Below are 21,789 nucleotides of genomic sequence, written 5' to 3' on the forward strand. Positions count from 1 at the left end.
CACATGCTGGGAGACAAGCGGATCCTCATCACCGGGGCCGCGAGCGGGATGGGCCGGGAGATCGCCGTGGAGGCCGCCCGGCAGGGCGCCACGAAGGTCGGCATCACCGACGTCGACACCGCCGGCCTGGAGGCCACCGGGGAACTGGTCGAGGCCGAGGGCGCCGGCGTCCGCGCCCTCACCGCCGATCTGCGGTCGGGCGAGCGGATCCGCGCGATGGTCGACGACTTCGCCGCGTGGGCCGGCGGCCTGGACGTCCTGGTCAACAACGCCGGCGTCCTGGACCATGTGTTCACCCCGGCGGACCGCACGTCGGTGGACAAGCTCGACGAGGACGCCTGGGACGCCGTCCTCGACATCAACCTCAAGGCGGTCTGGCTCGCCACCAAGCACGCCGCGCCGCACCTGATGGCCTCCGACCGGGGCCCGGCCATCGTCAACGCCGCCTCGGTCTCCGGCATGACGGGAGCGGGGATGACGGCGTACGCCGTGTCCAAGGCGGCCGTCATCCAGCTGACCCGGACGGCGGCCATCAACCTGGGCCCGCACGTCCGCGTCAACTCCTACAGCCCCGGCTCGATCAAGACCCCGATGAGCGACTCCCACCTGGAACGCTCCGCCGACAAGCTCGCGACCGCGCGCGCCATGTACGGCACCCACCTGATCCCGCGCCGCGGCTATGTCGGCGAGATCGCCAAGGTCGCCTGTTTCCTCGCCAGCGACGACTCCTCGTTCGTCACCGGAGTGAACGTGCCCGTCGACGGCGGCACCATGGCCTGGCGCGGGATCCGGGAAAGCGTCGAACTCGACTAAAGGCGGGCCTGGAGGCCGTCGAGGACGCATTCCAGGCCGTAGGTGAAGTTGTCCTCGCGGATCTGGCGCGGATCCTGCTCGTGTAGCGCGGCGTATCCCTCCTGCATTCGCGGGTGGCCCTCGATCGCCTGCTCGGTGGTGGCCCGCAGGTCGTCGGCCCACTGGTCCTCGGTCTGGCCGCTGCGGGCGAGCATCGACAGGTAGGCCGCCTCGCTGATGGCCGTCCCCATGGTGTAGGCGAGGACTGTGTTCAGGGCCAGGTCGGCCGTACCGGGGGCGAAGCCCGCCGCGTGCAGGACGGCGAGCATGCGCTCCGACCGGTCGATCAGGTTCGGTCCGAGCTCGGCGAGCCCGACCTGGCCGAGCACGGTGGCCGACCAGGGGTGGCGGAGGATCATCGCGCGCAGGCTCTGGGCGCATTCGGTGACGGCCGCGCGCCAGGTGGCGGGGTCGGCGTCCGGCACCCGCAGCTCGCCGTAGATCTCGTCCACGACGAGTTCGATCAGCTCGTCCTTGTTGGCCACGTGGCGGTACAGCGAGGTGGCGCCCGCGCCCAGCCGGGTGCCGAGGCCGCGCATGCTGAGGGCGTCGAGGCCTTCCTCGTCCAGGAGGCGGACGGCCTCGGCGACGATCCGGTCCTGGCTCAGCGCCGGCTGCTCGCGCTGCCGCCGCTGGCGTGCCCATACCGAAGGAACGGTCGGTTTCGCTGCTGGCATGTGGGGCTCCTCTCGTCCCCGGCACCGTAGCGCACAGTGTGCGCAATTTGCGAACAGGTGTTGCGTACGTCGGACGCTTGTGCGTACAGTGTTCGCATCACAAGAACGATGTGCGCAAGCCCTGGAGGAGTCCTGATGCGAGTACGCGATCCACGCCGCCGGCTGATCCTGGCCGTGCTTTGCCTCAGCATGTCCGTGCTGGTCATCGACAACATGGTGCTGACCGTGGCGATCCCGTCGCTGGCCGCCGACCTCGGCGCCGACGCCCGCGACGCCCAGTGGATCCTGGACTCCTACATCCTGGTCTTCGCCGGGCTGCTGCTCACCGCCGGCGGGCTGTCGGACCGGTACGGCCGCCGCCGCGTCATGGTCATCGGGCTGGCACTCTTCGGCGCCGCCTCGCTGGCCGCCACCTTCGCCGCCGATCCGGCACAGCTGATCGCGGCCCGCGCGATCATGGGTGCCGGCGGGGCGCTGATCATGCCGAGCACGCTGTCGATCCTGATCACCGTGTTCGACGACGCCGAACGCCGCAAGGCGATGGCCGCCTGGAGCGCGGTGGCCATGCTCGGCCTGGTCGGCGGCCCGGTGCTGGGCGGCGTGCTGATCGCCTGGTTCTGGTGGGGCGCGGTGTTCCTGATCAACGTGCCGATCGCCGCCCTCGCGATCGCCGCGGCGCTGCTGCTGATGCCCGAGTCCAAGGGGCCGCGGACCAAGGCCGACCCGCTCGGCGCCGTCCTGTCGATGGCCGGCGCCACCGCGCTGGTCTGGACGATCATCGAACTGCCCCGGCACGGCCTGACCGGCCCCGCCACGATCACCACCGCGGCGCTCGCCCTCACCGCCCTGACCGCCTTCGTGGTCTGGGAGCTGCGCACCCCGCACCCGATGGTCCCGCTCGGCCTCTTCCGTAACCGCGTCTTCAGCGGCGGCAGCCTCTCCCTCCTGCTCGTCCAGATCGGCAACGGCGGCCTGCTGCTCGTCCTGACCCAGTACCTGCAGTACGTCCTGGACTACACGCCCACCCAGGCCGGGCTGGCCTTCATCCCGATGGCGGTCGCCTCCCTCGGCTTCAACGCGCTGGGCGCCGGCCCCGGCGCCAGGTTCGGCAACCGCGCCCTGATCGTCACCGGCCTGACCGTCATGGCCGCCGGCTTCGGGCTGCTGGCCGCCACCTCCCCCGAGCACGGCCTGTGGCTTCCCGCCGCGGCCCTGTTCGTGCTCGGCGCGGGCGGCGGCCTGGCGATGCCCGCGGCGATCTCCGCCCTGATGGGCACCGTCCCCGCCGAGCAGGCCGGAGTCGGCTCCGCGCTGAACGACACCCTGCAGCAGATGGGCGCCGCGCTCGGCGTCGCGGCCCTGGGCAGCGTCCTGTCGAGCGGCTACACCGAGGCGCTGCCCGCGAACGCCCCCGAGGCCGCCCGGCGCTCCCTCGGCGACGCGCTCGCCACCGCGGACGGCGCACTGGCCCAGGCCGCCCGCGAGGCGTTCACGTCCGCCATGTCCACGACCTTCGCCGTCAGCGCCGCCGGGGTGCTGGCCGCGGCCGTCCTGGCCCTGATCGTCATCCGCGACAGGCCCCGCAACGCCGCCCCGCACGGCGACCACCACGACAAGGTTCGCGAGCCCGTCGCGGCCGCGAGCCACTGACCTTCCTCACCGACAAGCCTTCAACATCAAGACCAAGGAGAAGAGAGCCATGACCGAGAAGCTGAACTGGGACACCGAGGGCAACTGGACGGCCGAGGGCGAGTGGGGAGCGTGGAACTCGGAGGGCCAGGGCTTCGACCGGGCCCGCTGGCAGGCCCGGCTGGACGAGCTGCGCGCCGCCCACCACGTCCCGGGCGCGACCCTGGCCGTGCTGGTGGACGGGCGGATCCACGAACTGGCCAGCGGCGTGCTGCACCGCGGCACCGGGGTGGAGGTGACCACCGACTCGGTGTTCCAGTCCGGCTCCATCGCCAAGGTCTACACCGCCACGATGATCATGCGGCTGGTCGACGAGGGCCGGCTGGACCTGGACGCGCCCGTCGTGGACGTGCTGCCCGAGTTCGGTACCCCGGACGAAGAGGCCACCCGCAAGATCACCATCCGGCAGCTGCTCAGCCACACCGGCGGGGTCACCAACGACTTCAACTTCGACGGCGGCCGCGGCGACGACGCCCTGGCCAAGTACGTCGAGGCCGCCAGGAACGTGGCGCTGGACTGCCCGCCCGGGACCGCGGTGTCGTACGGCAGCCTCGGATACGTCGTCCTGGGCCGCGTCATCGAGGTGGTCACCGGGCAGACCTGGGACGCCGCGATCCAGGAGCTGCTCGCCGCCCCGCTCGGGCTGGAGCACACGATGACGCTGCCGGAGGAGGCGCTGCGGTTCCGCGTCGCGATGAGCCACCTGGGCGAGCCCGGCAAGTACCCGGACCCCGCGCCGTTCTGGGACCAGATGCCGCGCTCGGTCGGACCGGCCGCCCGGGTCCTCATCACCGCCGGTGACCTCGCCGGCCTCGCCAAGATGCACCTGGACGGGGGCACCGCGCCCGACGGCACCCGTGTCCTTTCCGCCGCCGCCGTCTCGGCCATGCAGCACCGCGAGGTCGACGTCCCCGACAAGTGGACGGTCAGCGCCGACGGCTGGGGACTGGGCTGGACCCTGTACGACTGGGACGGCATCGCCGGCTTCGGCCACGACGGAGCCGCCATCGGCCAGTACGCCTACCTGCGCGTCGTCCCGTCCGCGGGCGTGGCGGTCGTCCTGCTGACCAACGGCGGGAGCGCCCGCCTGCTGTACGCCGACCTCTTCCGCGAACTGCTCGGCGAACTCGCCGGGGTGCGGATGCCGGCCCCCTTCGGCCCGGCCGAGGAGCCGCCCGCCGTCGACATGACGCCGCTCCTCGGCACCTACCGGCGGGAGGGTGTCGTTGTGACCGTCACCAGGGCCGATGACGGCACCGCGCACATGCGGTACGAGTTCGTGGACGGCATGAAGGACCTCTCCCCGCCGCTGGAGATGGAGCTGACGCCGGTCTCGGAAACGGTCTTCGCGGCGTCCGGAGCCGGGCCGTCCTTCAGCGAGGACTACATGCCCGTGGTCTTCTCCACGCTGACCACCGGCACCCGGTGCGTGTACGTCGGCATGCGCGCCACCCCGAAGGTCGGCTGACCGGGACCCTTTGGCGAATTCCCTTAACGCGAATCCATACGCGCGCCGGGCGATCTGCGAAATCGGGAATCAGGGCATGGAGGCGCCCTGTTCCCGATGACGCGGAAAGCCCGGCGCGGCCGTGTTTCGGGGCCCCGTCAGCGTCGCGTCAAGACGGGTGGGGGGCGCGTCAAGAACACGTTAAGAGGGTCGATATCACCAGAAGTCGGGCGTTTGACTGTCCAAAGCGGCCCAGAACGCTCGGGGCGTCCTGGGGCCGTCCCGGAATCCGGACTTCGACTGAGGTGACCGATCGATGAGTGACGTGGCGTTCCTGCTGCTGACCGTGGCGATCTTCGCCGCGCTCGGCCTGCTGGTGAAGGGCGTGGAACGACTGTGACCGCCGAGAACGCCATCGGACTGGTGCTGGCGGTCGCGCTGATCGCCTTCCTGGTCGCCGCCCTGCTGTTCCCGGAGCGTTTCTAGTGGGCTCGACGACCGCGGGGATCCTCTTCCTCGGCTCCCTGGTGCTCGCCGTCGCGGCGGCGTACCGGCCGCTGGGCGACTACATGTTCCGCGCCTACACCGGGACGAAGCACTCGCGCGTGGAACGGGCGCTCTACCGGCTGATCGGGGTGCAGCCCGACGGGGAGCAGACCTGGGGCGTCTACGCGCGCAGCGTGCTGGCGTTCTCGGCGATCGGGGTCCTGTTCCTGTACGGCTTCCAGCGGTTGCAGAACCACCTGCTGCTGAGCCTGGGCATGGACCCGGTCAAGCCGGACCAGGCGTGGAACACCGCGGTGAGCTTCGTGACCAACACCAACTGGCAGTCGTACTCGGGCGAGTCGACGATGGGCCACCTGGTGCAGATGGCGGGGCTGGCGGTGCAGAACTTCGTGTCGGCGGCGGTCGGCATGGCGGTCGCGATCGCGCTGGTCCGCGGGTTCGCCCGCAAGCGCACCGACCGGCTGGGCAATTTCTGGGTGGACCTGACCCGCGGTTCGCTGCGGATCCTGCTGCCGATCGCGTTCGTCGCCGCGATCGTGCTGATCGCCGGCGGGGTGGTGCAGAACTTCGAGGGCGGCACGACGGTGAGCACGCTTTCGGGCGTCCACCAGACGATCACCGGCGGGCCGGTGGCGGGCCAGGAGGCGATCAAGGAGCTGGGCACCAACGGCGGCGGCTTCTACAACGCCAATTCCGCGCACCCGTTCGAGAACCCGACGTCGTGGACGAACTGGCTGGAGATCTTCCTGATCCTGCTGATTCCGTTCGCGCTGCCGCGCACGTTCGGCCGCATGGTGGGGCAGAACCGGCAGGGCTACGCGATCGCCGCGGTGATGGGCGTCATCGCGATGGGCAGCGTCGTGCTGACGATGGTCTTCCAGGGGATGCACCACGGCACCGTCCCGACCGCCGTGGGCGCCGCCGCCGAGGGCACCGAGAGCCGGTTCGGGGTGCTGAACTCGGCGGTGTTCGCCGCGTCGACCACGCTGACCTCGACCGGCGCGGTCAACTCCTTCCACGACTCCTACACCGGCCTCGGCGGCATGATGACGATGTTCAACATGATGCTGGGCGAGGTCGCGCCCGGCGGGGCCGGGTCCGGCCTGTACGGGATGCTGGTGCTGGCCGTGATCACGGTGTTCGTGGCCGGCCTGATGGTGGGCCGCACCCCCGAATATCTGGGGAAGAAGATCGGGGCGCGGGAGATCAAGCTCGCCGCGGCGTACTTCCTGATCACGCCGATGCTGGTGCTGGCCGGGACCGCGGTGGCGATGGCGACCGGCAGCGGCCGGGAGGGGATGCTCAACTCCGGGCCGCACGGGCTCAGCGAGGTGCTCTACGCCTTCACTTCGGCGTCCAACAACAACGGGTCGGCGTTCGCGGGGTTGACGGTCAACACGGCCTTCTATGACACCGCGCTGGGCCTGTGCATGGCGCTGGGCCGCTTCATGCCGATCATCTTCGTGCTGGCGCTGGCGGGGACGCTGGCCCGGCAGGGGCACGCGCCCGAGTCGGAGGGGACCTTGCCCACCCACCGTCCGCAATTCGTCGGGATGGTCGCCGGTGTGGCGGTCATTCTCGTCGCTCTCACGTTCCTGCCCGCGCTGGCGCTCGGGCCGCTGGCCGAAGGACTCCACTGATGACACCGCAGATGACACCGCGACAGACACCGACACAGACGAAGATCCCGGCTCAGGCCCCCGCCCGGCCGCCCGGCCGTCCTGGCCGACCCGGCGGCGAGGGCAAGGTCTCCGGCGGGCTACTCGACCCGAAGCTGCTGGTGACGACGCTGCCGGAGGCGGTCCGCAAGCTGGATCCGCGCACCCTGTGGCGCAATCCGGTGATGCTGATCGTCGAGGTCGGCGCGGTGTGGAGCACGGTGCTGGCGGTGCTGGACGCCACCGTGTTCGCCTGGGCGGTCGTGGTGTGGCTGTGGCTGACGGTGCTGTTCGCCAACCTGGCCGAGGCGGTCGCCGAGGGACGCGGCAAGGCCCAGGCCGACGCGCTCCGCAAGGCCAAGACCGACACCATGGCCCGCCGCCTGCTCGACTGGGCCCCGGGCCGTAAGGACGTCACCGAGCGGGTCGGCGCGACCGACCTCAAGCGCGGCGACCACGTGGTGGTCGAGGCCGGGCAGGTCATCCCCGGTGACGGGGACGTGGTCGAGGGCATCGCCAGCGTGGACGAGTCGGCGATCACGGGCGAGTCGGCGCCGGTGATCCGGGAGTCGGGCGGCGACCGCTCGGCGGTGACCGGCGGCACGCGGGTGCTGTCGGACCGGATCGTCGTCAAGATCACGCAGCGGCCGGGGGAGTCGTTCATCGACCGGATGATCGCGCTGGTGGAGGGCTCCAGCCGGCAGAAGACGCCGAACGAGATCGCGCTGAACATCCTGCTGGCCGCGCTGACGATCATCTTCCTGCTGGCGGTCGCCACCCTCCAGCCGCTGGCGATCTACTCCAAGGCCGGCAACCCGGGCGTGCCGGACTCCCTCGCGCTGGGCGGCGACGGGGTGACCGGGATCGTGCTGGTGTCGCTGCTGGTCTGCCTGATCCCCACCACGATCGGGGCGCTGCTGTCGGCGATCGGCATCGCGGGCATGGACCGCCTGGTGCAGCGCAACGTGCTGGCGATGAGCGGCCGCGCCGTCGAGGCGGCCGGGGACGTCAACACGCTGCTGCTGGACAAGACCGGCACCATCACCCTCGGGAACCGGCAGGCGGCCGAGTTCGTCCCCGTGAACGGGGCGAGCGCGGAGGAGCTCGCGGACGCCGCGCAGCTGTCCAGCCTGGCCGACGAGACCCCCGAGGGCCGCTCGGTGGTCGTCTACGCCAAACAGCGGTACGGGCTGCGGGAGCGCGGCCCCGGCGAGCTGACCCACGCCACCTGGGTCCCGTTCACCGCCCAGACCCGGATGAGCGGCGTCGACCTGGACGTCCCCGGCGAGCGCCGGATGCTGCGCAAGGGCGCGGCGAGCGCGGTGGCCGACTGGATCCGCGGCCACGGCGGGACGGTCTCGCCCGAACTGGGCGCCATCGTCGACGGGATCTCCGCCTCGGGCGGCACCCCGCTCGTGGTCGGCGAAACAGTGGTCGGCGAGGCGGTGGACGGAGCGGCGGGAGACGGCAAGGCGCGGGTCCTGGGCGTCATCCACCTCAAGGACGTGGTGAAGGAGGGGATGCGGGAGCGGTTCGGCGAGATGCGCCGGATGGGCATCCGCACCGTGATGATCACGGGTGACAACCCGCTGACCGCCAAGGCGATCGCGGACGAGGCGGGCGTGGACGACTTCCTGGCCGAGGCGAAGCCCGAGGACAAGCTAGCCCTCATCAGGACCGAGCAGGAGGGCGGCCGGCTGGTCGCGATGACCGGCGACGGCACCAACGACGCCCCCGCCCTGGCGCAGGCCGACGTGGGGGTGGCGATGAACACCGGCACCTCGGCCGCCAAGGAGGCCGGGAACATGGTCGATCTGGACTCCGACCCGACCAAGCTCATCGAGATCGTCCAGATCGGCAAGCAGCTGCTCATCACCCGCGGCGCGCTGACCACCTTCTCCATCGCCAACGACATCGCCAAGTACTTCGCGATCATCCCCGCGATGTTCCTGGCGCTGTTCCCCGGCCTGGACGCCCTCAACATCATGCGGCTGCACAGCCCGCAGTCGGCGATCCTGTCGGCGGTGATCTTCAACGCGCTGATCATCGTCGCGCTGATCCCGCTGGCGCTGCGCGGCGTGCGGTACCGGCCCGGCGGCGCGGCCAAGCTGCTGTCGCGCAACCTCTACCTCTACGGCCTGGGCGGGATCATCGCCCCGTTCATCGGCATCAAGCTCATCGACCTGATCGTCCAGTTCCTCCCCGGGATGTCCTGACATGCGTATGCCCAGTTGGATCCGGCAGCACCTGGCCGCGCTGCGCGCGCTGCTGGTCTTCACCGTGCTGCTCGGCCTCCTCTACCCGCTGGCCGTCTTCGCGGTCGGCCGCGTTCCCGGCCTGAAGGACAAGGCCGACGGGTCGATGGCCGAGACCGGCGGCAGGACGGTCGGCAGCGGGCTCATCGGGCAGTCGTTCACCGGCAAGGACGGGATCCCGCTCCGGCAGTACTTCCAGAGCCGCCCGTCCGCCGCGGGCGACGGCTATGACCCGACCGCCAGCGCCGCGAGCAATCTCGGCCCGGAGAGCGTCGTCGACAAGCTGCCCGACCCCAAGCTGATCGCGGCGGGCAAGGAGGACGCGAACGCCTCCCAGAGCCTGCTCACCCAGGTCTGCGAACGCAGCAAGGCCGCGGGCGAACTGGAAGGGGTCAGCGGTGCGCGCCCGTTCTGCACCCCCGGCGGCGTGGGCGCGGTGCTCGCGGTCTTCGGCCCCCGCTCGGCCAACGGCGACGTCCCGCACCCGACCCGCGTGATCAGCCTGAACGAGCAGCAGGGCGTGGTCCGGGCCCCGTTCATGGCCACCTACAAGGGCGTCCCGGTCGAACCGGCCGAGTACGGCGAGGATTACGGCAAGGGCCTGGTCGTTCCGGTTCGGGGGAACGCGCCCGCCCGGCCGGCCGTCCCCGCCGACGCGGTCACCGCCAGCGGCAGCGGCCTCGACCCGCAGATCAGCGCCGCCTACGCGCGACTGCAGGTCAACCGGGTCGCCCGCGCGCGGGGCGTCCCACCGGCCCGGATCGAGCGCCTCGTCAAGAAGGAGGAGAATGGACGTGCGCTGGGCTTCATGGGCGAGCCCGCGGTCAACGTCCTGAAGCTCAACATCGCGCTCGACCAGCTGTTCCCGTTCCGCGGCTGAGTCAGGAGGGTTGATGGGCCGGGGAATTCTGCGCATCTACCTCGGCGCCGCGCCCGGGGTGGGGAAGACCTATGCCATGCTCGCCGAGGCCGCCCGGCGGCAGGGGCGCGGCACCGATGTCGTGGTCGGCTTCGTCGAGACGCACGGCCGTGCCGTCACCGCCGCGCTCCTCGACGGGCTGGAGATCATCCCCCGCCGGACGACGACCTACCGGGACGCCTCGTTCACGGAACTGGACGTCGCGGCGGTGATCGAGCGGCGCCCGCGGGTGGCGCTGATCGACGAGTTGGCCCACACCAACGTGCCGGGCTCGGCCAACACCAAGCGCTGGCAGGACATCGAGGAGATCCTGGACGCCGGCATCGACGTGATCTCCACCGTCAACATCCAGCACCTGGACTCGCTCAACGACGTCGTCGAACAGATCACCGGCGTCCCGCAGCGCGAGACCGTGCCGGACGAGGTCGTCCGCCGCGCCGAGCAGATCGAGCTGGTCGACATGGCCCCGGAGGCCCTGCGCCGCCGGATGGCGCACGGCAACGTCTACGCCCCCGAGAAGATCGACGCCGCGCTCGGCAACTACTTCCGCGTCGGCAACCTCACCGCGCTCCGCGAACTCGCACTGCTCTGGCTGGCCGACAAGGTCGACGACCAGCTCGACCGCTACCGCGCCGACCACGATATCCGCGGCACCTGGGAGGCCCGCGAACGCGTCGTCGTCGCCCTCACCGGCGGCCCCGAGGGCGACACGCTCATCCGCCGCGCCGCCCGCATCGCCGACCGCACCAAGGGCACCGACCTGCTCGCCGTCCACGTCACCCGCAGCGACGGCCTCACTGACGCCAACCCCGCCCACCTCACCCGCCAGCGCGCCCTGGTGGAGAGCCTGGGCGGCAGCTACCACCAGGTCGTCGGCACCAACGTCCCCGAAGCGCTGCTGGACTTCGCGCGCGGCGTCAACGCCACCCAGCTGGTGCTGGGCGCGTCCAGCCGGGGCCGGCTCGCGCAGCTGCTCTCCCGCGGCGTCGGCGTCACGACCACCGCCCAGTCCGGCTCCATCGACGTCCACCTGGTCACCCACGAGAAGGCCAAACAGGGACGCCGCTGGAAGGCGCTGCGGGAGTCTTGGGGCGTTCCCGCCCGGCGGCGCAACGCCGGCTTCCTGACCGCCGCCATCGGACTGCCCCTGCTCACGGTCCTCTTGGGCCTCCTGCGCGAGCAGTTCTCGCTCGCCAGCGAGATCCTGCTGTTCCAGGTCGCCGTGATCGGGGTCGCGCTGATCGGCGGGCTGTACCCCGCGATCTTCGCCGCGGTCGCGGGTTCGCTGCTGCTCAACTACTTCTTCACGCCGCCCCTGTACACCTTCATGGTGCACGCGCCCGAGGCGCTCCTCCAGCTGATCGTGTACGTGGTCGTGGGCATCACCGTCAGCGTCATCGTGGACCTCACCGCCCGCAGGAGCCGCGAGGCGGCCCGGGCCCAGACCGAATCGCAGATACTGTCCACCCTGGCCGGCGACATCCTGCGCGGCGAGCACGGCGGCGTCGCGATCGACGGGCGCCGCGAATCCACCGCGCTGGCCGGGATCCTCGAACGGCTCCGCGAGACCTACGGGCTCACCGCCGTCACGCTGCTGGAACGCGACCCCGACGAGCCCGCCACGCCCGCCACGCCGCGCGACCCCGACGCCTGGAACGTGGTCGCGACCGTCGGCGGCGAGCCCTGCACCACCCCCGACGCGGGCGAGACCGACATCCTCGTCGCCGAGGACGCCCTCTCCGTCGTCCTGCGCGGCCGGACGCTGCCGGCCGCCGACCGCCGGGTGCTGGAGGCGTTCGCGGCGCAGGCCGCGGTGGCGCTGCGCCACCAGCGGCTCGCCCAGGAGGCCGAGCAGGTGCGGCCACTGGCCGCCGCCGACAAGATGCGCACCGCGCTGCTCAACGCCGTCAGCCACGACCTGCGCACCCCCCTCGCCTCCGCCAGGGCCGCCGTCGACAGCCTGCGCAGTCCGGACGTCCACTGGAGCGTCGAGGACCAGGACGAGCTGACCGCCACCGCCGCCGAGTCCCTGGAACGGCTCGACCGCCTCGTCTCCAACCTGCTCGACATGAGCCGGCTGCAGGCCGGGGCGCTGGGCATCTCGCTGCGCCCGATCGCCGCCGAGGACATCGTCCCGCGGGCCCTCGGCGACGGCACCGGCACCGTGATCCGGATCCCGGACGGGCTGCCCGAGATCCTCGCCGATCCGGCCCTGCTGGAACGCGTCCTGGCCAACGTCATCGCCAACGCCGCCCGGCACAGCCCGCCCGGCGAGCCGGTGCTGGTCACCGCCAGCACCCACGCCGACCGCCTCGAGCTGCGCGTCATCGACCGCGGGCCCGGGATCCCGGCGGAGGACCGCGACCGCGTCTTCGAACCCTTCCAGCGCCTCGGCGACCGCGACAACCACACCGGCGTCGGCCTCGGCCTCGCCCTCTCCCGCGGCCTCACCGAGGCCATGGACGGCACCATCGACATCGAGGAAACGCCCGGGGGCGGCGTCACCATGGTCATCACGCTGCCCGCCTACAAGGCTCTGTGACGGTCGTCGCCGGGCGGGACGCCGAAGGCGCCGCGAAAGGCGCGGTGGGTGAAATGCCAGTGGGCGGCGATGCGTACGACCACGCCGGCTGACAGCGGACCGCGACCACCGGTACACCGCGGCGGCCGTCCAGCCTGTTGCCACCGCGGCTCCGCTCCACACCGTCTCTCCTGTGCCCGTCCGACCGACGGACGGGGAGAAAAACTAAGGGGAGAACCGTGATTCGTCTCGGACTCAAAAGCCTCAACGCCATCGCCATCGCCGTACTTTTCAGCGGTGTCGTCGGGGCCCTCATCCACAGGTACGGCAATGACTCTGGTCTGCACGTGTGGGCTGCCGACTCTGACCTCGCTGTCTACGGCGCCTTCATCGCCGCCGTTTCCGCCCTGGTCTTCGGTTGCATCTTCGCCGTGTGCGCCGTCAAAGGCGTCGACTTCGGCGCGATCGTCGCCGTGGGAGCCATCAGCTGGTTCGGCGTCGTCAACGGCGCCGCCTTCCGCGGCGAGGGCCTGCACGGCCTGGTGATCGGCGTCGCCGTCTTCATCACCGCACTCATCGTCGGCTTCTTTCTCACGAACGAAGACGACAACACCGCCGTCAGCGCCACCTCCGGCGCCGTCGGCAACACCGCAGTCAGCACCGTCTCGGACGACGCCGACAGCACCGTCGGCGGCGCCCCCGGCGCGGCCGGCGACACTGCCAGCAGCTTCGTCAAGAAGGTCGACGGCTGACGGATGAGCTGACGGCGAGGGCCCGACTCTCGGGCCCTCGCCGTCTTCCTCTGTGGCCGGGTGCCACAGGGACGGGTCGATCATGCTTCGATCGTTTCCGCCTGCCTCGACGGCGGCGAGCGCTTCCGGTGCCCGCCGATCGGGAACCGGTGTGCCACCAGGCTGGCGAGGCCGCGTTCGGGGCCGCGAACGCCATCGTCAGCGCGGCGGCGAGGGAGAAGTTGAGGGTCTGTACCCAGCCGCGTTCTCCCAGGGCTAGGGAGCTCACCTGATGGCGTACGACCACGCCGGCTGACAGCGGACCGCGACCACCGGTACACCGCGGCGGCCGTCCAGCCTGTTGCCACCGCGGCTCCGCTCCACACCGTCTCTCCTGTGCCCGTCCGACCGACGGACGGGGAGAAAAACTAAGGGGAGAACCGTGGATCGTATTCTCGGACTCAAAAGCCTCAATGCCATCGCCATCGCCGTACTTTTCAGCGGTGTCGTCGGGGCCCTCATCTCCAGGAGCGACTTCAATTCTGCCGTGCACACCGAGGTCGACGCCGCTGCCTCCGCTGTCACCGGCGGCATCTTTGCCGCCAGTTTCGCCCTTGTCAGCGGCTTCGTCTTTGCCCGCTGCGTCGTCGTCTACGACGTTGGCTTCGGCAGGGTCGTCGGCTGGGGAACCATTGGCGAGTGCGCCGCCGTCATCAGCGGCGTCAACTCCGGCGAACCCCTGAAGGGCCTGGCGATCGGCTCTGGCTGCTTCGTCGCCGCAGTCATCGTCGGCGGCGCCCTCTCGGCCAAAGCCGACAACACCGCCGGCAGCGCCACCTCCGGCGCGGCCGACAACACCGCCTTCAGCGACAAGGACGTCGACCGCTGAGGGATGAACCGACGGCGAGGTCCCGACTCTCGGGCCCTCGCCGTCTTCCTCTGCCGCCGGGTGCTACAGGGACGGGTCGATCACTGCCTTGATCGTCTCGCCTGCCTTGACGGCGGCGAGCGCTTCTGGGGCCCCGCCTATTGGAAACCGGTGTGTGACCAGGTCGGCGAGGCCGAGTTCGGGGCCTAGGCGGGCGGCGAGATTCATCGCCCGGTAGTAGTGCTTGGGCTTGGGGAAGGTCGCGCCGGTGACGCGCAGGTTCTTGGTCGTCAGCTCGCGCGGTGCGACGGGGACGGTGCCGATCGCGCCCCACAGGCCGAGGACGCTGTACCTGCCGTGCGCGCCGGTGAGGTCGAGCCCTTCGGGGAACGCGGGCAGCGCGCCGGCGGCCTCGACGACGACGTCCGGACCGGTCTGGCCGCACAGGTCCAGCACCGCGTCCTTCCACTCCTCGGCGGACGTGCCGCTGAGGTCGATGGTCGCGGTCGCGCCCAGCCGGCGGGCGACCTCCAGCCGGGTGGCGAACGCGTCGATGGCGATGATCTCGCGGGCGCCCGCCGCCCGCGCGGTGAGGACGGCGGCGAGGCCGACCGGACCGGCGCCCTGATTGAACTGACGGGTGTCCCTGGCCTGGTGGCGGTGCGTGACAGCAAGGACCCTGAGGGCCCCGTGCTTTTGGTGACGGCCTCCGCGCTACGCGATGCAGTTCGAGTGGCGCTCCCGAGGGCCTGACCCGCACCGATCCTCACAGGACCTGGCGAAAGGCGCTGGAGACATGGACTTGACCGGCGCCAAGTGGCGTAAGAGCAGCCGTAGCGCATCCAACGGCGGCGATTGCGTCGAGCTGGCTGGCCTGCCTGGTGTGGTGGCCGTTCGTGACACCAAGGATCCCGAGGGTCCAGTGCTGATCGTGACTCCCGCGGCACTGCTTGTGGCCGTACGGGCAGCCTTCCCGGCGGCCTGACCCCACAGGGGCTGGGACTGGCACCCTGCCGTATTCGACTGTGTCGTATTTCGTGCGCTAAGGCTTCGTCGGCCCTGGCGGACGGCTGACGGGGTGTCGGCGTCCGGGCCGGTGTGAAGTTGTCCCACGGATAACACCCAGTATCTGCGGTGGCGTGAGCCGTCACCTGCGGTGACGGTCTCCGGCCGCTAAGCGGTCCTGTTATCTGTGGCATGGGGAAGCGAAACCCACTGTCGTACAGTTGCCGGCGGAAAGGCGATGACCATCCGCGCGGCGGACGTGAGCGCGTATTCGGGTGTCGCGTATTGCGGGGTGTCGGCAGGGTTCCTGGCTGCCGTGTGCCGTTCGGGATGAGTCATTCGCTCAGCTACGATCCGTGTGACCGTCGTGAGATGAGCCGGTGAGGGAACCGCAGATGATCACTGACCCAACGCTCACCCGGATCGGCGAAGGGGTGGAGCTGCACCATCACAGAGGTCAGCGTGAGACCGCTCGCGACCTGTTCGCGCAGATCTGGGACGACATCGGTGGCGAGCAGGGCGACCCGCTGCACGTGTGCGTCCTTGCCCATGCGATGGCCGATGTGCAAGACGACGTGCGCCAGGAGCTGGTCTGGGATCTACGAGCGCTTGCCGCCGCCGATCTGGTCACCGATGAGCGGGCGGCACAAGCCGGGGTAACGCTTTCGGTGGCTGGCTTGTACCCGTCGTTGCACCTCAACGTGGGCGACTGCTATCGCAAGCTGGGCGATCTCGGCCGCGCCCGTGAGCATCTCCAGCAGGCGCGGGACACGATCGGCGCGCTTGGCGACGACGAGTATGGGCAGCTCATCAAGGGTGGCCTGGAACAGCTGGCGCATCAGTTGACCTGATCGCGAGCTCCCACACGGTTGGTCGGGTGGTCCAGGAGTGAGATCTCGGTCGGCCCCCTTCTGAGAACTGCATTGTGCGAAGATCCGGGGTCATCACCACCCCTCGTCGGGGACGCGGACGCCCCGGGCGCGGACATCCTGAGTCAGGAACTCGACTCCCGGCTCGACGCGCTCACGGCATCCCGCGCGACGAGGTGTTCAGCGAGAAGATCAGCACCCGAGTGCGGGTGCGCCCTCAGTTCGAGGAGGCGCTTCGTACGGCGCGGGAGATCAAGGCGCACGCCCCGCACTGCCGGGCCATCGTCACCGTGTACGAGATGAAGCGGCTCGGCCGCGACGCCGCCGGACTCACCGCGTTCGCCGGGCCGCTGCCCGGCATCTACGAGCCCGCCGGGCCGGGGAAGCTGCTGTTCGCGTTCTTCGTGGCGATTGCGGAGACGGAGCGGGAGAACATCCGGGAGTCGACGCTGGAGGGGGTAGGCACGGCGGACGGCCGCCGGTCATCACCGACGACATGCTGCACACCGTGCTGCGACGCCGGGCGCTCGGCGAGCACGCCGAACGCGAGGCGTCCCCCAGCCGTCGAGGCGGCGCTCCAGGCCGGCGAACTCCCCAGCCCGCGCAAGGCGCGCGGATTCCCGTTCCAATGCTAAGGAGCGTTCGTCGGCTGGCGGGCGGCCTGCCACCTGCTGCGTTTCCAACCAGAAGAACTAGCCGCTCAGGTTCGCGCGTAGTTGGGGAGGTGGGCGTTGAGGGCGGCCAGGCCTGCCATCACCTCGTCGGCGGTGGGGGCGTCCTGCGGGGCGATGAGGTGCTGGATCATCATGCCGCTGATCAGGGCCAGCTGGACCGAGCCGAGTGTGCGGACGGTCTCCTCGGGCAGCTCGGCCTCGTCGATGCCGGTGATCACCCTCGCCATGCCGGTTCGGCCCTGACGTAGCCCTTCGGCCACCTGGTCGCGCAGCTCCGGATCGCGCAGCGCGAGCATGACGGTCTCCAGATTCGCCAGCCAGAACGTCGTGTTGCCGGAGAACGCCTCGACCAGGCCGCGCCACAGGTCCGCGACTGACGTGGCGCCGTCGGCGGCCCCGCCGAAGAGCGCCTCGCCCGAGTCGAGGGCCTCGAACAGCGCCTGGTTGAGCAGGGCCTCCTTGGAGCCGAAGTGGTAGCCGATGGCGGCCATGCTCACCCCGGCGGTCGAGGCCAGGTCGCGCACCGTCGTGCGCTCGTAGCCCTTGTCGAACAGGCACTTCCTGGCCGCGTCCAGCAACTTCTCCCGGTTTCCCATGGGCGGGATGATAGCAGCGCTTGATGCGGGCGAACGCCTCAGGCGATCGTCTTGCGCGTTTGCCCAAATTTGATCTAGGTTCCTCGGTATGCCAACTCTCATGACCAAGAAGCGGTCGACGGTCGCGGTCCTCGGCGCCGCCGTGGCCGTGGGCGCGTTCGTGCCCGGCGCGTCGGCGGACGATGCCGCCCAGGTCAGGACCGTCGAAGGCCCGGTGCGCGGCACCGTCTCCAAGGACGTGCGCACGTTCCAGGGCATCCCCTACGCGGCGCCCCCGACGGGCGAGCGGCGCTGGCGGCCTCCGCAGCCGGCGCGGCCGTGGTCGGCTCCGCTTGACGCCAGCAAGCCACGCGCTTCCTGCCCGCAGCCGTCCGACCAGCCCATCGCGGTTCCCAGTCAGAACGAGGACTGCCTCTACCTCAACGTGACCACCCCGGCCAAGACCCGCGGCCCCCTGCCGGTGATCGTCTGGATCCACGGCGGCAGCTTCGTGTATGGCGACGGCGCCGGTTACGGGGCCGCCAAACTGGCCGCCGAGGGCAACGTGGTCGTCTCGATCAACTACCGGCTGGGAGTGTTCGGCTTCCTTTCCCACCTAGGTCTCGACGCGCCCGCCAATCTGGGGCTGCTGGACCAGCAGGCCACCCTCAAATGGGTACGGCGCAACGCGTCCGCGTTCGGCGGCGACGCCCGCAACGTGACGATCATGGGGCAGTCGGGCGGCGGCTACAGCGTGTGCTCCCAGCTCGTCTCACCCGGGGCCAGGGGACTGTTCGACAAGGCGATCGTGCAGAGCGCCGGATGCGTCGGCGACGACGCGGCCATGACCCTCAAGAAGGCCCAGGAGAACGGGCTCGCAACCGCCAAGGCGGCCGGTTGCGAGAATACGGACGACGCCGATGCGTGCCTGCGGCGCAGGTCGGTGCCGCAACTGCTCGCGGCGTCCGAGTCGGGACACGAGGGCTACCGCCCGGTTGTGGACGGCGCCGTGCTGCCCATGTCGCCCGCGCGCGCGTTCGCCGCCGGCGCGTTCCAGCGGGTGCCGGTGCTGCACGGGTCCACCCATGACGAGGAGAGCGGCCGGGTGGGCGCGGAGGAGACCGTGCTCGGCAGGCCGCTGACCAAGGACGACTACGTCAAGAAGGTCACCGAGACCTTCGGGAGCGACGCCCAGAAGGTGCTCGCCGAGTACCCGGTCGACGCCCACGGCTCAGCCGGCGCCGCCTTGACGGCCGTGATGACCGACTCCCAGTGGTCCACGGACGCGTTCGACACCCAGCGCGCGCTCTCCCGCCACGTGCCCGTCTACGCCTACGACTTCGCCGAGAAGGAGTCCCCGTACTTCCAGGGATTCCCCCGGCCGAGCTTCCCGCTGGGCACCGGTCACATGATCGACCAGGCCTACCTCTTCGAGTACAAGCTGTTCGAGCCGCTCAACGAGCCGCAGGCCGAACTGTCGGACGCGACGATCTCCTACTGGAGCGCTTTCGCGCGCACCGGTGAGCCGCGCGCCGCCGGACTCCCGAAGTGGGCGCGGTTCACGCCTCAGGGCCGGTACGTCCAGAAACTCGCCTCTGGAAACGGCGGCATCGGCCGTACCGACTTCGCCGCGGACCACCGCTACGCGTTCTGGACCTCCCTACAGCGCTGACGGGCCATGAGGCGGAGGGCGGGCGGAAAGCGTTGGGGTAGCGGCTCCATGTTCCGCCGACGGTGGTAGCCGAGGGCCTGGGCGACGACGAGCGCGGGAGCTTGGAGTACCAGTTGCTGGAAGGCCGCGGTGCGGGTCTGGGTGACCGGGACGCCGAGCGGGTGTAGCTGGTTCAGGAAGGCGCCGGGCGAGAGCCAGTCTGTGTCGGGGTTCATGTTGGCGGCCCGCTTTCGAGCATCGCGGCGAACGGCTCGGGCGCCGAGGCGGACGGACACCTGTCCGTCGTCGTGGATGGTGAGGCGGACCAAGCGGCTGACGGGTCGGGCCTAGAGCAGGACGAGGCATGCGGTGACCCGGGTGCGGAGCAGGGTTCCCTCGTCGGTCGGGAAGCGGCGCAGCAGAGCCAGGCGGCGGGAGGCTGTTCCGCGCGACGGTGGGCAGCTGCGGGCGCGGCATGTGGCCGTCGGCCATCGCCCAGTTCAGGAAGGTGTGGAGCCGCCTGGTGAAGTCGGCGGCCGCGGCTGGTGAGCAAGGCCAGGAAGACCGCGCCGCTTGGTCCAGGTGGTGAACTGGCGTTGCGCGCGGATACGCGCCACCTCGTTGCCGGCGTGGTCGAAGAACGCCTTTCCCGCGACACAGATCGACGAACTTGCCGAACTTGTCCACACCTCGGCCGGCTCATGACCGCATGCCCCGGCTCATGGCCCATCCGCGCGCGTACGAAATGCACCAGCCGTCGCAAGAGCTGGGTATTGGGAAGCTTCAGCCGTCACGACGCGCTCGGTCAGGGGGCTGGCCGGCGCGTCGCGTGCGGTGATCTCCTTGCGGCCGGCGGGCGTGTCGGAGACTGCGGATTGCTGTCGTTCTTGGTTCCTAGAATCGCCTGCATGTCTCCCGAACGCCTGCTCAAGTACAGCCAGCTCCCGTCAAAGAGCCCCATTGACGATCTCGACGTCGTCACCGTGGACGGTCAACCGCTGGTGGTGTGCACCGCTCAGAGCGACGAACTGTGGACCTGGCACCCATTGGACGGCTGGTCCGAACGTTCGCTGCCGTGGGCCGTCGCCGACGAGGACGAGGAAGAGGAAGACGAGGATCAGGACTCCGACCCGCTCTACCCCGACTTCGCGCAGGTCGGGGCGGCGGTCGTCGGTGGGCGCATACTGGTCGCCACGGGCGGGCAGCACCAGGGACCGGCGCTGTGGGATCTGGACGGCGGTGAACTGCTCAGCCGACCCGAGCCGTGGCGTGTCGCGGAGACGCTCGACGTGTTCGAATTGGGCGGAAGACTGCACGCGTTCGCGGGCGGGGGTCTGGAACATTTCGTATGGGACCCGGCTGCTCCGGCTGAGCTCGATGAGAGTGCCCGCTGGCTTTCCAGCCCCGGCGAACTCTGCGCCGTGACCGCGGCGCAGGTCGAGGGGCGCGCTCTCGTCGCCGCAGGCGGGGGCGGAGAGGTGGTGGTCATGGACTTGGAGACCGCCGAGCCGCTGCACAGGCTGGAGCCGAGCAAGCTCTACATCAACGGTGTCGCACTGACCGAGACCATGGTCGCGGCGGTCGACGAAGCCGGCACGATCTACCGTTGGAACCTGGCCGACGGCACGCCCCTCGGTGACCCGATCGAGAGCGGGACCGAGGTCCGTGCCATGGACACCGTCGTCACCGCCGACCGTGTCCTCGCCGTCACCGGCCATGAGAACGGCGCCGTCCGCCTCTGGGACCTCACCGCGGGCACCGAACTCGCCCCGCCGATGGAGGACCACGAACGTGAGGTCTTCTCAGTGGTCACGACCACGTTCCAGGACCGCCCCGCCGCCGTCACCGGAGGCCGCGACGGCATCTTCCGCATCTGGGACCTGACCCCCTGAAGCGCCCCATTCTCCCATTCCAGGTGGTGACGCCGTCCCGCTGCGGGATGGTGGCGGGGGACCGGTACGTGTACCTGGCGGCCGCGTTGATCCCGCGGACTTCTTCCATGCGGTCAGCGGGTCGGTGGGCGGCTGGTCGATCAGTGCGGCGATCGGCGGGACGGCCTTGGCCGCGGGCTGCGCGAGTACTGCTGACATGGCCCGGACGACGCTGCGCAGTGGTTGCTTGGAAGGCTCGTGCAGCCCGGTCGCCGAGCCGCACATAGTGGCGAGCCGGCGCCGAGCCGATGCCGTTCGTGCCACCGGTGATCACGATGGTGCGAGGCATGATTTGAGGGCCTCCTCAACTGCGTGCCGTTGCCGCCCGTGGACTGCCGGACCCGCCCATGTCCACGGCCCAGACACGTGCCGCGATGCGCGCGTGCTGAAGGCCCATGTCCTGGATGACGTCAGCGCGAGGGGAAATGTGGCACTGCCCCCACCGGATCGCGAGGAATGTGTTCTGAGCATGATTCCGATCTGGTGGGCGCCGCGGTCTGCGGGCCCGTGCGTCAGGCGGCATGGCGCATCCTGACATTCAGTCCTCGAGTATCAGATCAGCAGCGCGGGACGACACTCGACGGCTCAGCGAGACAGGTGCTCGCATGTCCACTGGCAGGGAGTCCGGTCTCCCCCGCTCGATGAAGCCTGTGGCGGGTTCAGTACCCAGCGGTCCACGGTGGCGCGGGAGGCGCCGCAGGGCACGGGGACCGTCCATCAGCCGCGGCCTCGGCCGCCCCACAGGGCGAACGCAGACAGCAGCGGTCCCCTATCCCGCAAATGCCGGTTGTACTGCGCCTGGCCGGACAGCCGCGGGAACAGGTCCCCGATCCGGGCCAGGGCCGGACGCAGCCGGCGGCGGTCGGGTCATCACCACGCCGGTATGGGCGCCGCCCGCCAACGCGATCGCCGAACGGCGGCAACCGCCCGACGGGCGAGACGACCCGGCTCCATCCGAGT

General features: G+C 70.5%; 19 protein-coding genes and 2 pseudogenes. 16 read left to right on the top strand and 5 right to left on the bottom strand.

From position 1 onward, the window contains the following. Nucleotides 1–3 precede the first annotated feature (3 nt). Entirely contained in the window at nt 4–813 is an 810-nt protein-coding gene (locus tag ABD340_RS01090; protein ID WP_344586354.1) for an SDR family NAD(P)-dependent oxidoreductase, read from the top strand. On the opposite strand, the gene ABD340_RS01095 is transcribed toward ABD340_RS01090, so the two are convergent. Next, the gene (locus ABD340_RS01095; protein WP_344586355.1) at nt 810–1,529 is read right to left on the bottom strand and encodes a TetR/AcrR family transcriptional regulator; all 720 of its coding nucleotides are present in this window, start codon (nt 1,527–1,529) and stop codon (nt 810–812) included. The two genes, ABD340_RS01090 and ABD340_RS01095, sit on opposite strands and share 4 nt — an antisense overlap. Before the next feature lie 135 nt (nt 1,530–1,664). Here ABD340_RS01095 and ABD340_RS01100 point away from each other — a divergent pair, with 135 nt between their 5' ends. From ABD340_RS01100 to ABD340_RS01140, 9 genes are all read left to right on the top strand, one after another. After that, on the top strand, nt 1,665–3,179 hold the full coding sequence (locus tag ABD340_RS01100) for an MFS transporter (RefSeq protein ID WP_344586357.1): 1,515 nt from the start codon (nt 1,665–1,667) through the stop codon (nt 3,177–3,179). A 49-nt stretch (nt 3,180–3,228) separates the two neighbouring features. Further along, a complete protein-coding gene (locus ABD340_RS01105) occupies nt 3,229–4,686 on the top strand; it encodes a serine hydrolase domain-containing protein (protein ID WP_344586358.1) in 1,458 nt (485 codons plus the stop codon). A 375-nt stretch (nt 4,687–5,061) separates the two neighbouring features. Beyond that, nucleotides 5,062–5,151 carry a K(+)-transporting ATPase subunit F gene (gene kdpF / locus ABD340_RS01110; RefSeq protein ID WP_344586359.1) on the top strand — a complete coding sequence of 30 codons (90 nt, stop codon included), beginning with the start codon at nt 5,062–5,064 and terminating at the stop codon, nt 5,149–5,151. After that, the gene (gene kdpA / locus ABD340_RS01115; RefSeq protein ID WP_344586360.1) at nt 5,151–6,812 is read left to right on the top strand and encodes a potassium-transporting ATPase subunit KdpA; all 1,662 of its coding nucleotides are present in this window, start codon (nt 5,151–5,153) and stop codon (nt 6,810–6,812) included. Before kdpF ends, kdpA begins: the two co-directional genes overlap by 1 nt. Further along, nucleotides 6,812–9,046 (top strand): potassium-transporting ATPase subunit KdpB, encoded by a 2,235-nt coding sequence (gene kdpB, locus ABD340_RS01120; RefSeq protein ID WP_344586361.1) that lies wholly within the window; start codon nt 6,812–6,814, stop codon nt 9,044–9,046. Before kdpA ends, kdpB begins: the two co-directional genes overlap by 1 nt. Nucleotide 9,047: 1 nt before the next feature. Continuing rightward, nucleotides 9,048–9,965, top strand: a complete 918-nt coding sequence (locus ABD340_RS01125) for a potassium-transporting ATPase subunit C (protein ID WP_344586362.1) — start codon at nt 9,048–9,050, stop codon at nt 9,963–9,965. 13 nt (nt 9,966–9,978) lie between these two features. Continuing rightward, the gene (locus tag ABD340_RS01130; RefSeq protein ID WP_344586363.1) at nt 9,979–12,546 is read left to right on the top strand and encodes an ATP-binding protein; all 2,568 of its coding nucleotides are present in this window, start codon (nt 9,979–9,981) and stop codon (nt 12,544–12,546) included. A gap of 218 nt (nt 12,547–12,764) precedes the next feature. Beyond that, entirely contained in the window at nt 12,765–13,277 is a 513-nt protein-coding gene (locus ABD340_RS01135) for a hypothetical protein (RefSeq protein WP_344586364.1), read from the top strand. 421 nt (nt 13,278–13,698) lie between these two features. Beyond that, nucleotides 13,699–14,145, top strand: a complete 447-nt coding sequence (locus tag ABD340_RS01140; RefSeq protein ID WP_344586366.1) for a hypothetical protein — start codon at nt 13,699–13,701, stop codon at nt 14,143–14,145. 63 nt (nt 14,146–14,208) lie between these two features. Here the strand turns inward: ABD340_RS01140 and ABD340_RS01145 are convergent. Then, nucleotides 14,209–14,739 (bottom strand): annotated as a pseudogene (locus ABD340_RS01145) (zinc-binding dehydrogenase); the annotation flags it as partial. Between the two features lie 18 nt (nt 14,740–14,757). Here ABD340_RS01145 and ABD340_RS01150 point away from each other — a divergent pair. The 4 genes from ABD340_RS01150 (at nt 14,758) to ABD340_RS01165 (ending at nt 16,633) form a co-directional block, all read left to right on the top strand. Beyond that, on the top strand, nt 14,758–14,877 hold the full coding sequence (locus tag ABD340_RS01150) for a DUF397 domain-containing protein (RefSeq protein WP_344586544.1): 120 nt from the start codon (nt 14,758–14,760) through the stop codon (nt 14,875–14,877). A gap of 43 nt (nt 14,878–14,920) precedes the next feature. Beyond that, entirely contained in the window at nt 14,921–15,109 is a 189-nt protein-coding gene (locus ABD340_RS01155) for a DUF397 domain-containing protein (protein WP_344586367.1), read from the top strand. A 415-nt stretch (nt 15,110–15,524) separates the two neighbouring features. Next, a complete protein-coding gene (locus ABD340_RS01160) occupies nt 15,525–15,980 on the top strand; it encodes a hypothetical protein (protein ID WP_344586368.1) in 456 nt (151 codons plus the stop codon). 194 nt (nt 15,981–16,174) lie between these two features. Then, entirely contained in the window at nt 16,175–16,633 is a 459-nt protein-coding gene (locus tag ABD340_RS01165) for a recombinase family protein (protein ID WP_344586369.1), read from the top strand. Nucleotides 16,634–16,698: 65 nt separating this feature from the next. Here the strand turns inward: ABD340_RS01165 and ABD340_RS01170 are convergent, their stop codons facing one another. Further along, on the bottom strand, nt 16,699–17,268 hold the full coding sequence (locus ABD340_RS01170) for a TetR/AcrR family transcriptional regulator (RefSeq protein WP_344586370.1): 570 nt from the start codon (nt 17,266–17,268) through the stop codon (nt 16,699–16,701). A gap of 100 nt (nt 17,269–17,368) precedes the next feature. On the opposite strand from ABD340_RS01170, the gene ABD340_RS01175 reads away from it, so the two are divergent. Beyond that, nucleotides 17,369–18,919: a carboxylesterase/lipase family protein gene (locus ABD340_RS01175; RefSeq protein ID WP_344586372.1), complete on the top strand. Its 1,551-nt coding sequence runs from the start codon at nt 17,369–17,371 to the stop codon at nt 18,917–18,919. On the opposite strand, the gene ABD340_RS01180 is transcribed toward ABD340_RS01175, so the two are convergent. Next, the gene (locus ABD340_RS01180) at nt 18,889–19,134 is read right to left on the bottom strand and encodes a hypothetical protein (RefSeq protein ID WP_344586373.1); all 246 of its coding nucleotides are present in this window, start codon (nt 19,132–19,134) and stop codon (nt 18,889–18,891) included. The genes ABD340_RS01175 and ABD340_RS01180 overlap by 31 nt on opposite strands. A gap of 672 nt (nt 19,135–19,806) precedes the next feature. On the opposite strand from ABD340_RS01180, the gene ABD340_RS01185 reads away from it, so the two are divergent. Next, nucleotides 19,807–20,790, top strand: coding sequence for a WD40 repeat domain-containing protein (locus ABD340_RS01185; protein WP_344586374.1), 984 nt, complete (start codon nt 19,807–19,809; stop codon nt 20,788–20,790). Between the two features lie 759 nt (nt 20,791–21,549). On the opposite strand, the pseudogene ABD340_RS47835 reads toward ABD340_RS01185, so the two are convergent. Beyond that, nucleotides 21,550–21,693: pseudogene (locus ABD340_RS47835) on the bottom strand (IS982 family transposase); the annotation flags it as partial. Nucleotides 21,694–21,789 lie beyond the last annotated feature (96 nt).

This window comes from Actinomadura vinacea (genome assembly GCF_039532545.1).
GTDB lineage: Bacteria > Actinomycetota > Actinomycetes > Streptosporangiales > Streptosporangiaceae > Spirillospora > Spirillospora vinacea.

What these genes read in the sequence shown, in the direction of transcription:
- ABD340_RS01180 (WP_344586373.1), bottom strand. Translation starts at nt 19,134, where the DNA reads ATGAACCCCGACACAGACTGGCTCTCGCCCGGCGCCTTCCTGAACCAG.
- ABD340_RS01160 (WP_344586368.1), top strand. Translation starts at nt 15,525, where the DNA reads ATGATCACTGACCCAACGCTCACCCGGATCGGCGAAGGGGTGGAGCTG.
- kdpB (WP_344586361.1), top strand. Translation starts at nt 6,812, where the DNA reads ATGACACCGCAGATGACACCGCGACAGACACCGACACAGACGAAGATC.
- ABD340_RS01130 (WP_344586363.1), top strand. Translation starts at nt 9,979, where the DNA reads ATGGGCCGGGGAATTCTGCGCATCTACCTCGGCGCCGCGCCCGGGGTG.
- ABD340_RS01090 (WP_344586354.1), top strand. Translation starts at nt 4, where the DNA reads ATGCTGGGAGACAAGCGGATCCTCATCACCGGGGCCGCGAGCGGGATG.
- ABD340_RS01095 (WP_344586355.1), bottom strand. Translation starts at nt 1,529, where the DNA reads ATGCCAGCAGCGAAACCGACCGTTCCTTCGGTATGGGCACGCCAGCGG.
- ABD340_RS01170 (WP_344586370.1), bottom strand. Translation starts at nt 17,268, where the DNA reads ATGGGAAACCGGGAGAAGTTGCTGGACGCGGCCAGGAAGTGCCTGTTC.
- ABD340_RS01100 (WP_344586357.1), top strand. Translation starts at nt 1,665, where the DNA reads ATGCGAGTACGCGATCCACGCCGCCGGCTGATCCTGGCCGTGCTTTGC.
- ABD340_RS01175 (WP_344586372.1), top strand. Translation starts at nt 17,369, where the DNA reads ATGACCAAGAAGCGGTCGACGGTCGCGGTCCTCGGCGCCGCCGTGGCC.
- ABD340_RS01155 (WP_344586367.1), top strand. Translation starts at nt 14,921, where the DNA reads ATGGACTTGACCGGCGCCAAGTGGCGTAAGAGCAGCCGTAGCGCATCC.
- ABD340_RS01105 (WP_344586358.1), top strand. Translation starts at nt 3,229, where the DNA reads ATGACCGAGAAGCTGAACTGGGACACCGAGGGCAACTGGACGGCCGAG.
- ABD340_RS01185 (WP_344586374.1), top strand. Translation starts at nt 19,807, where the DNA reads ATGTCTCCCGAACGCCTGCTCAAGTACAGCCAGCTCCCGTCAAAGAGC.
- ABD340_RS01125 (WP_344586362.1), top strand. Translation starts at nt 9,048, where the DNA reads ATGCGTATGCCCAGTTGGATCCGGCAGCACCTGGCCGCGCTGCGCGCG.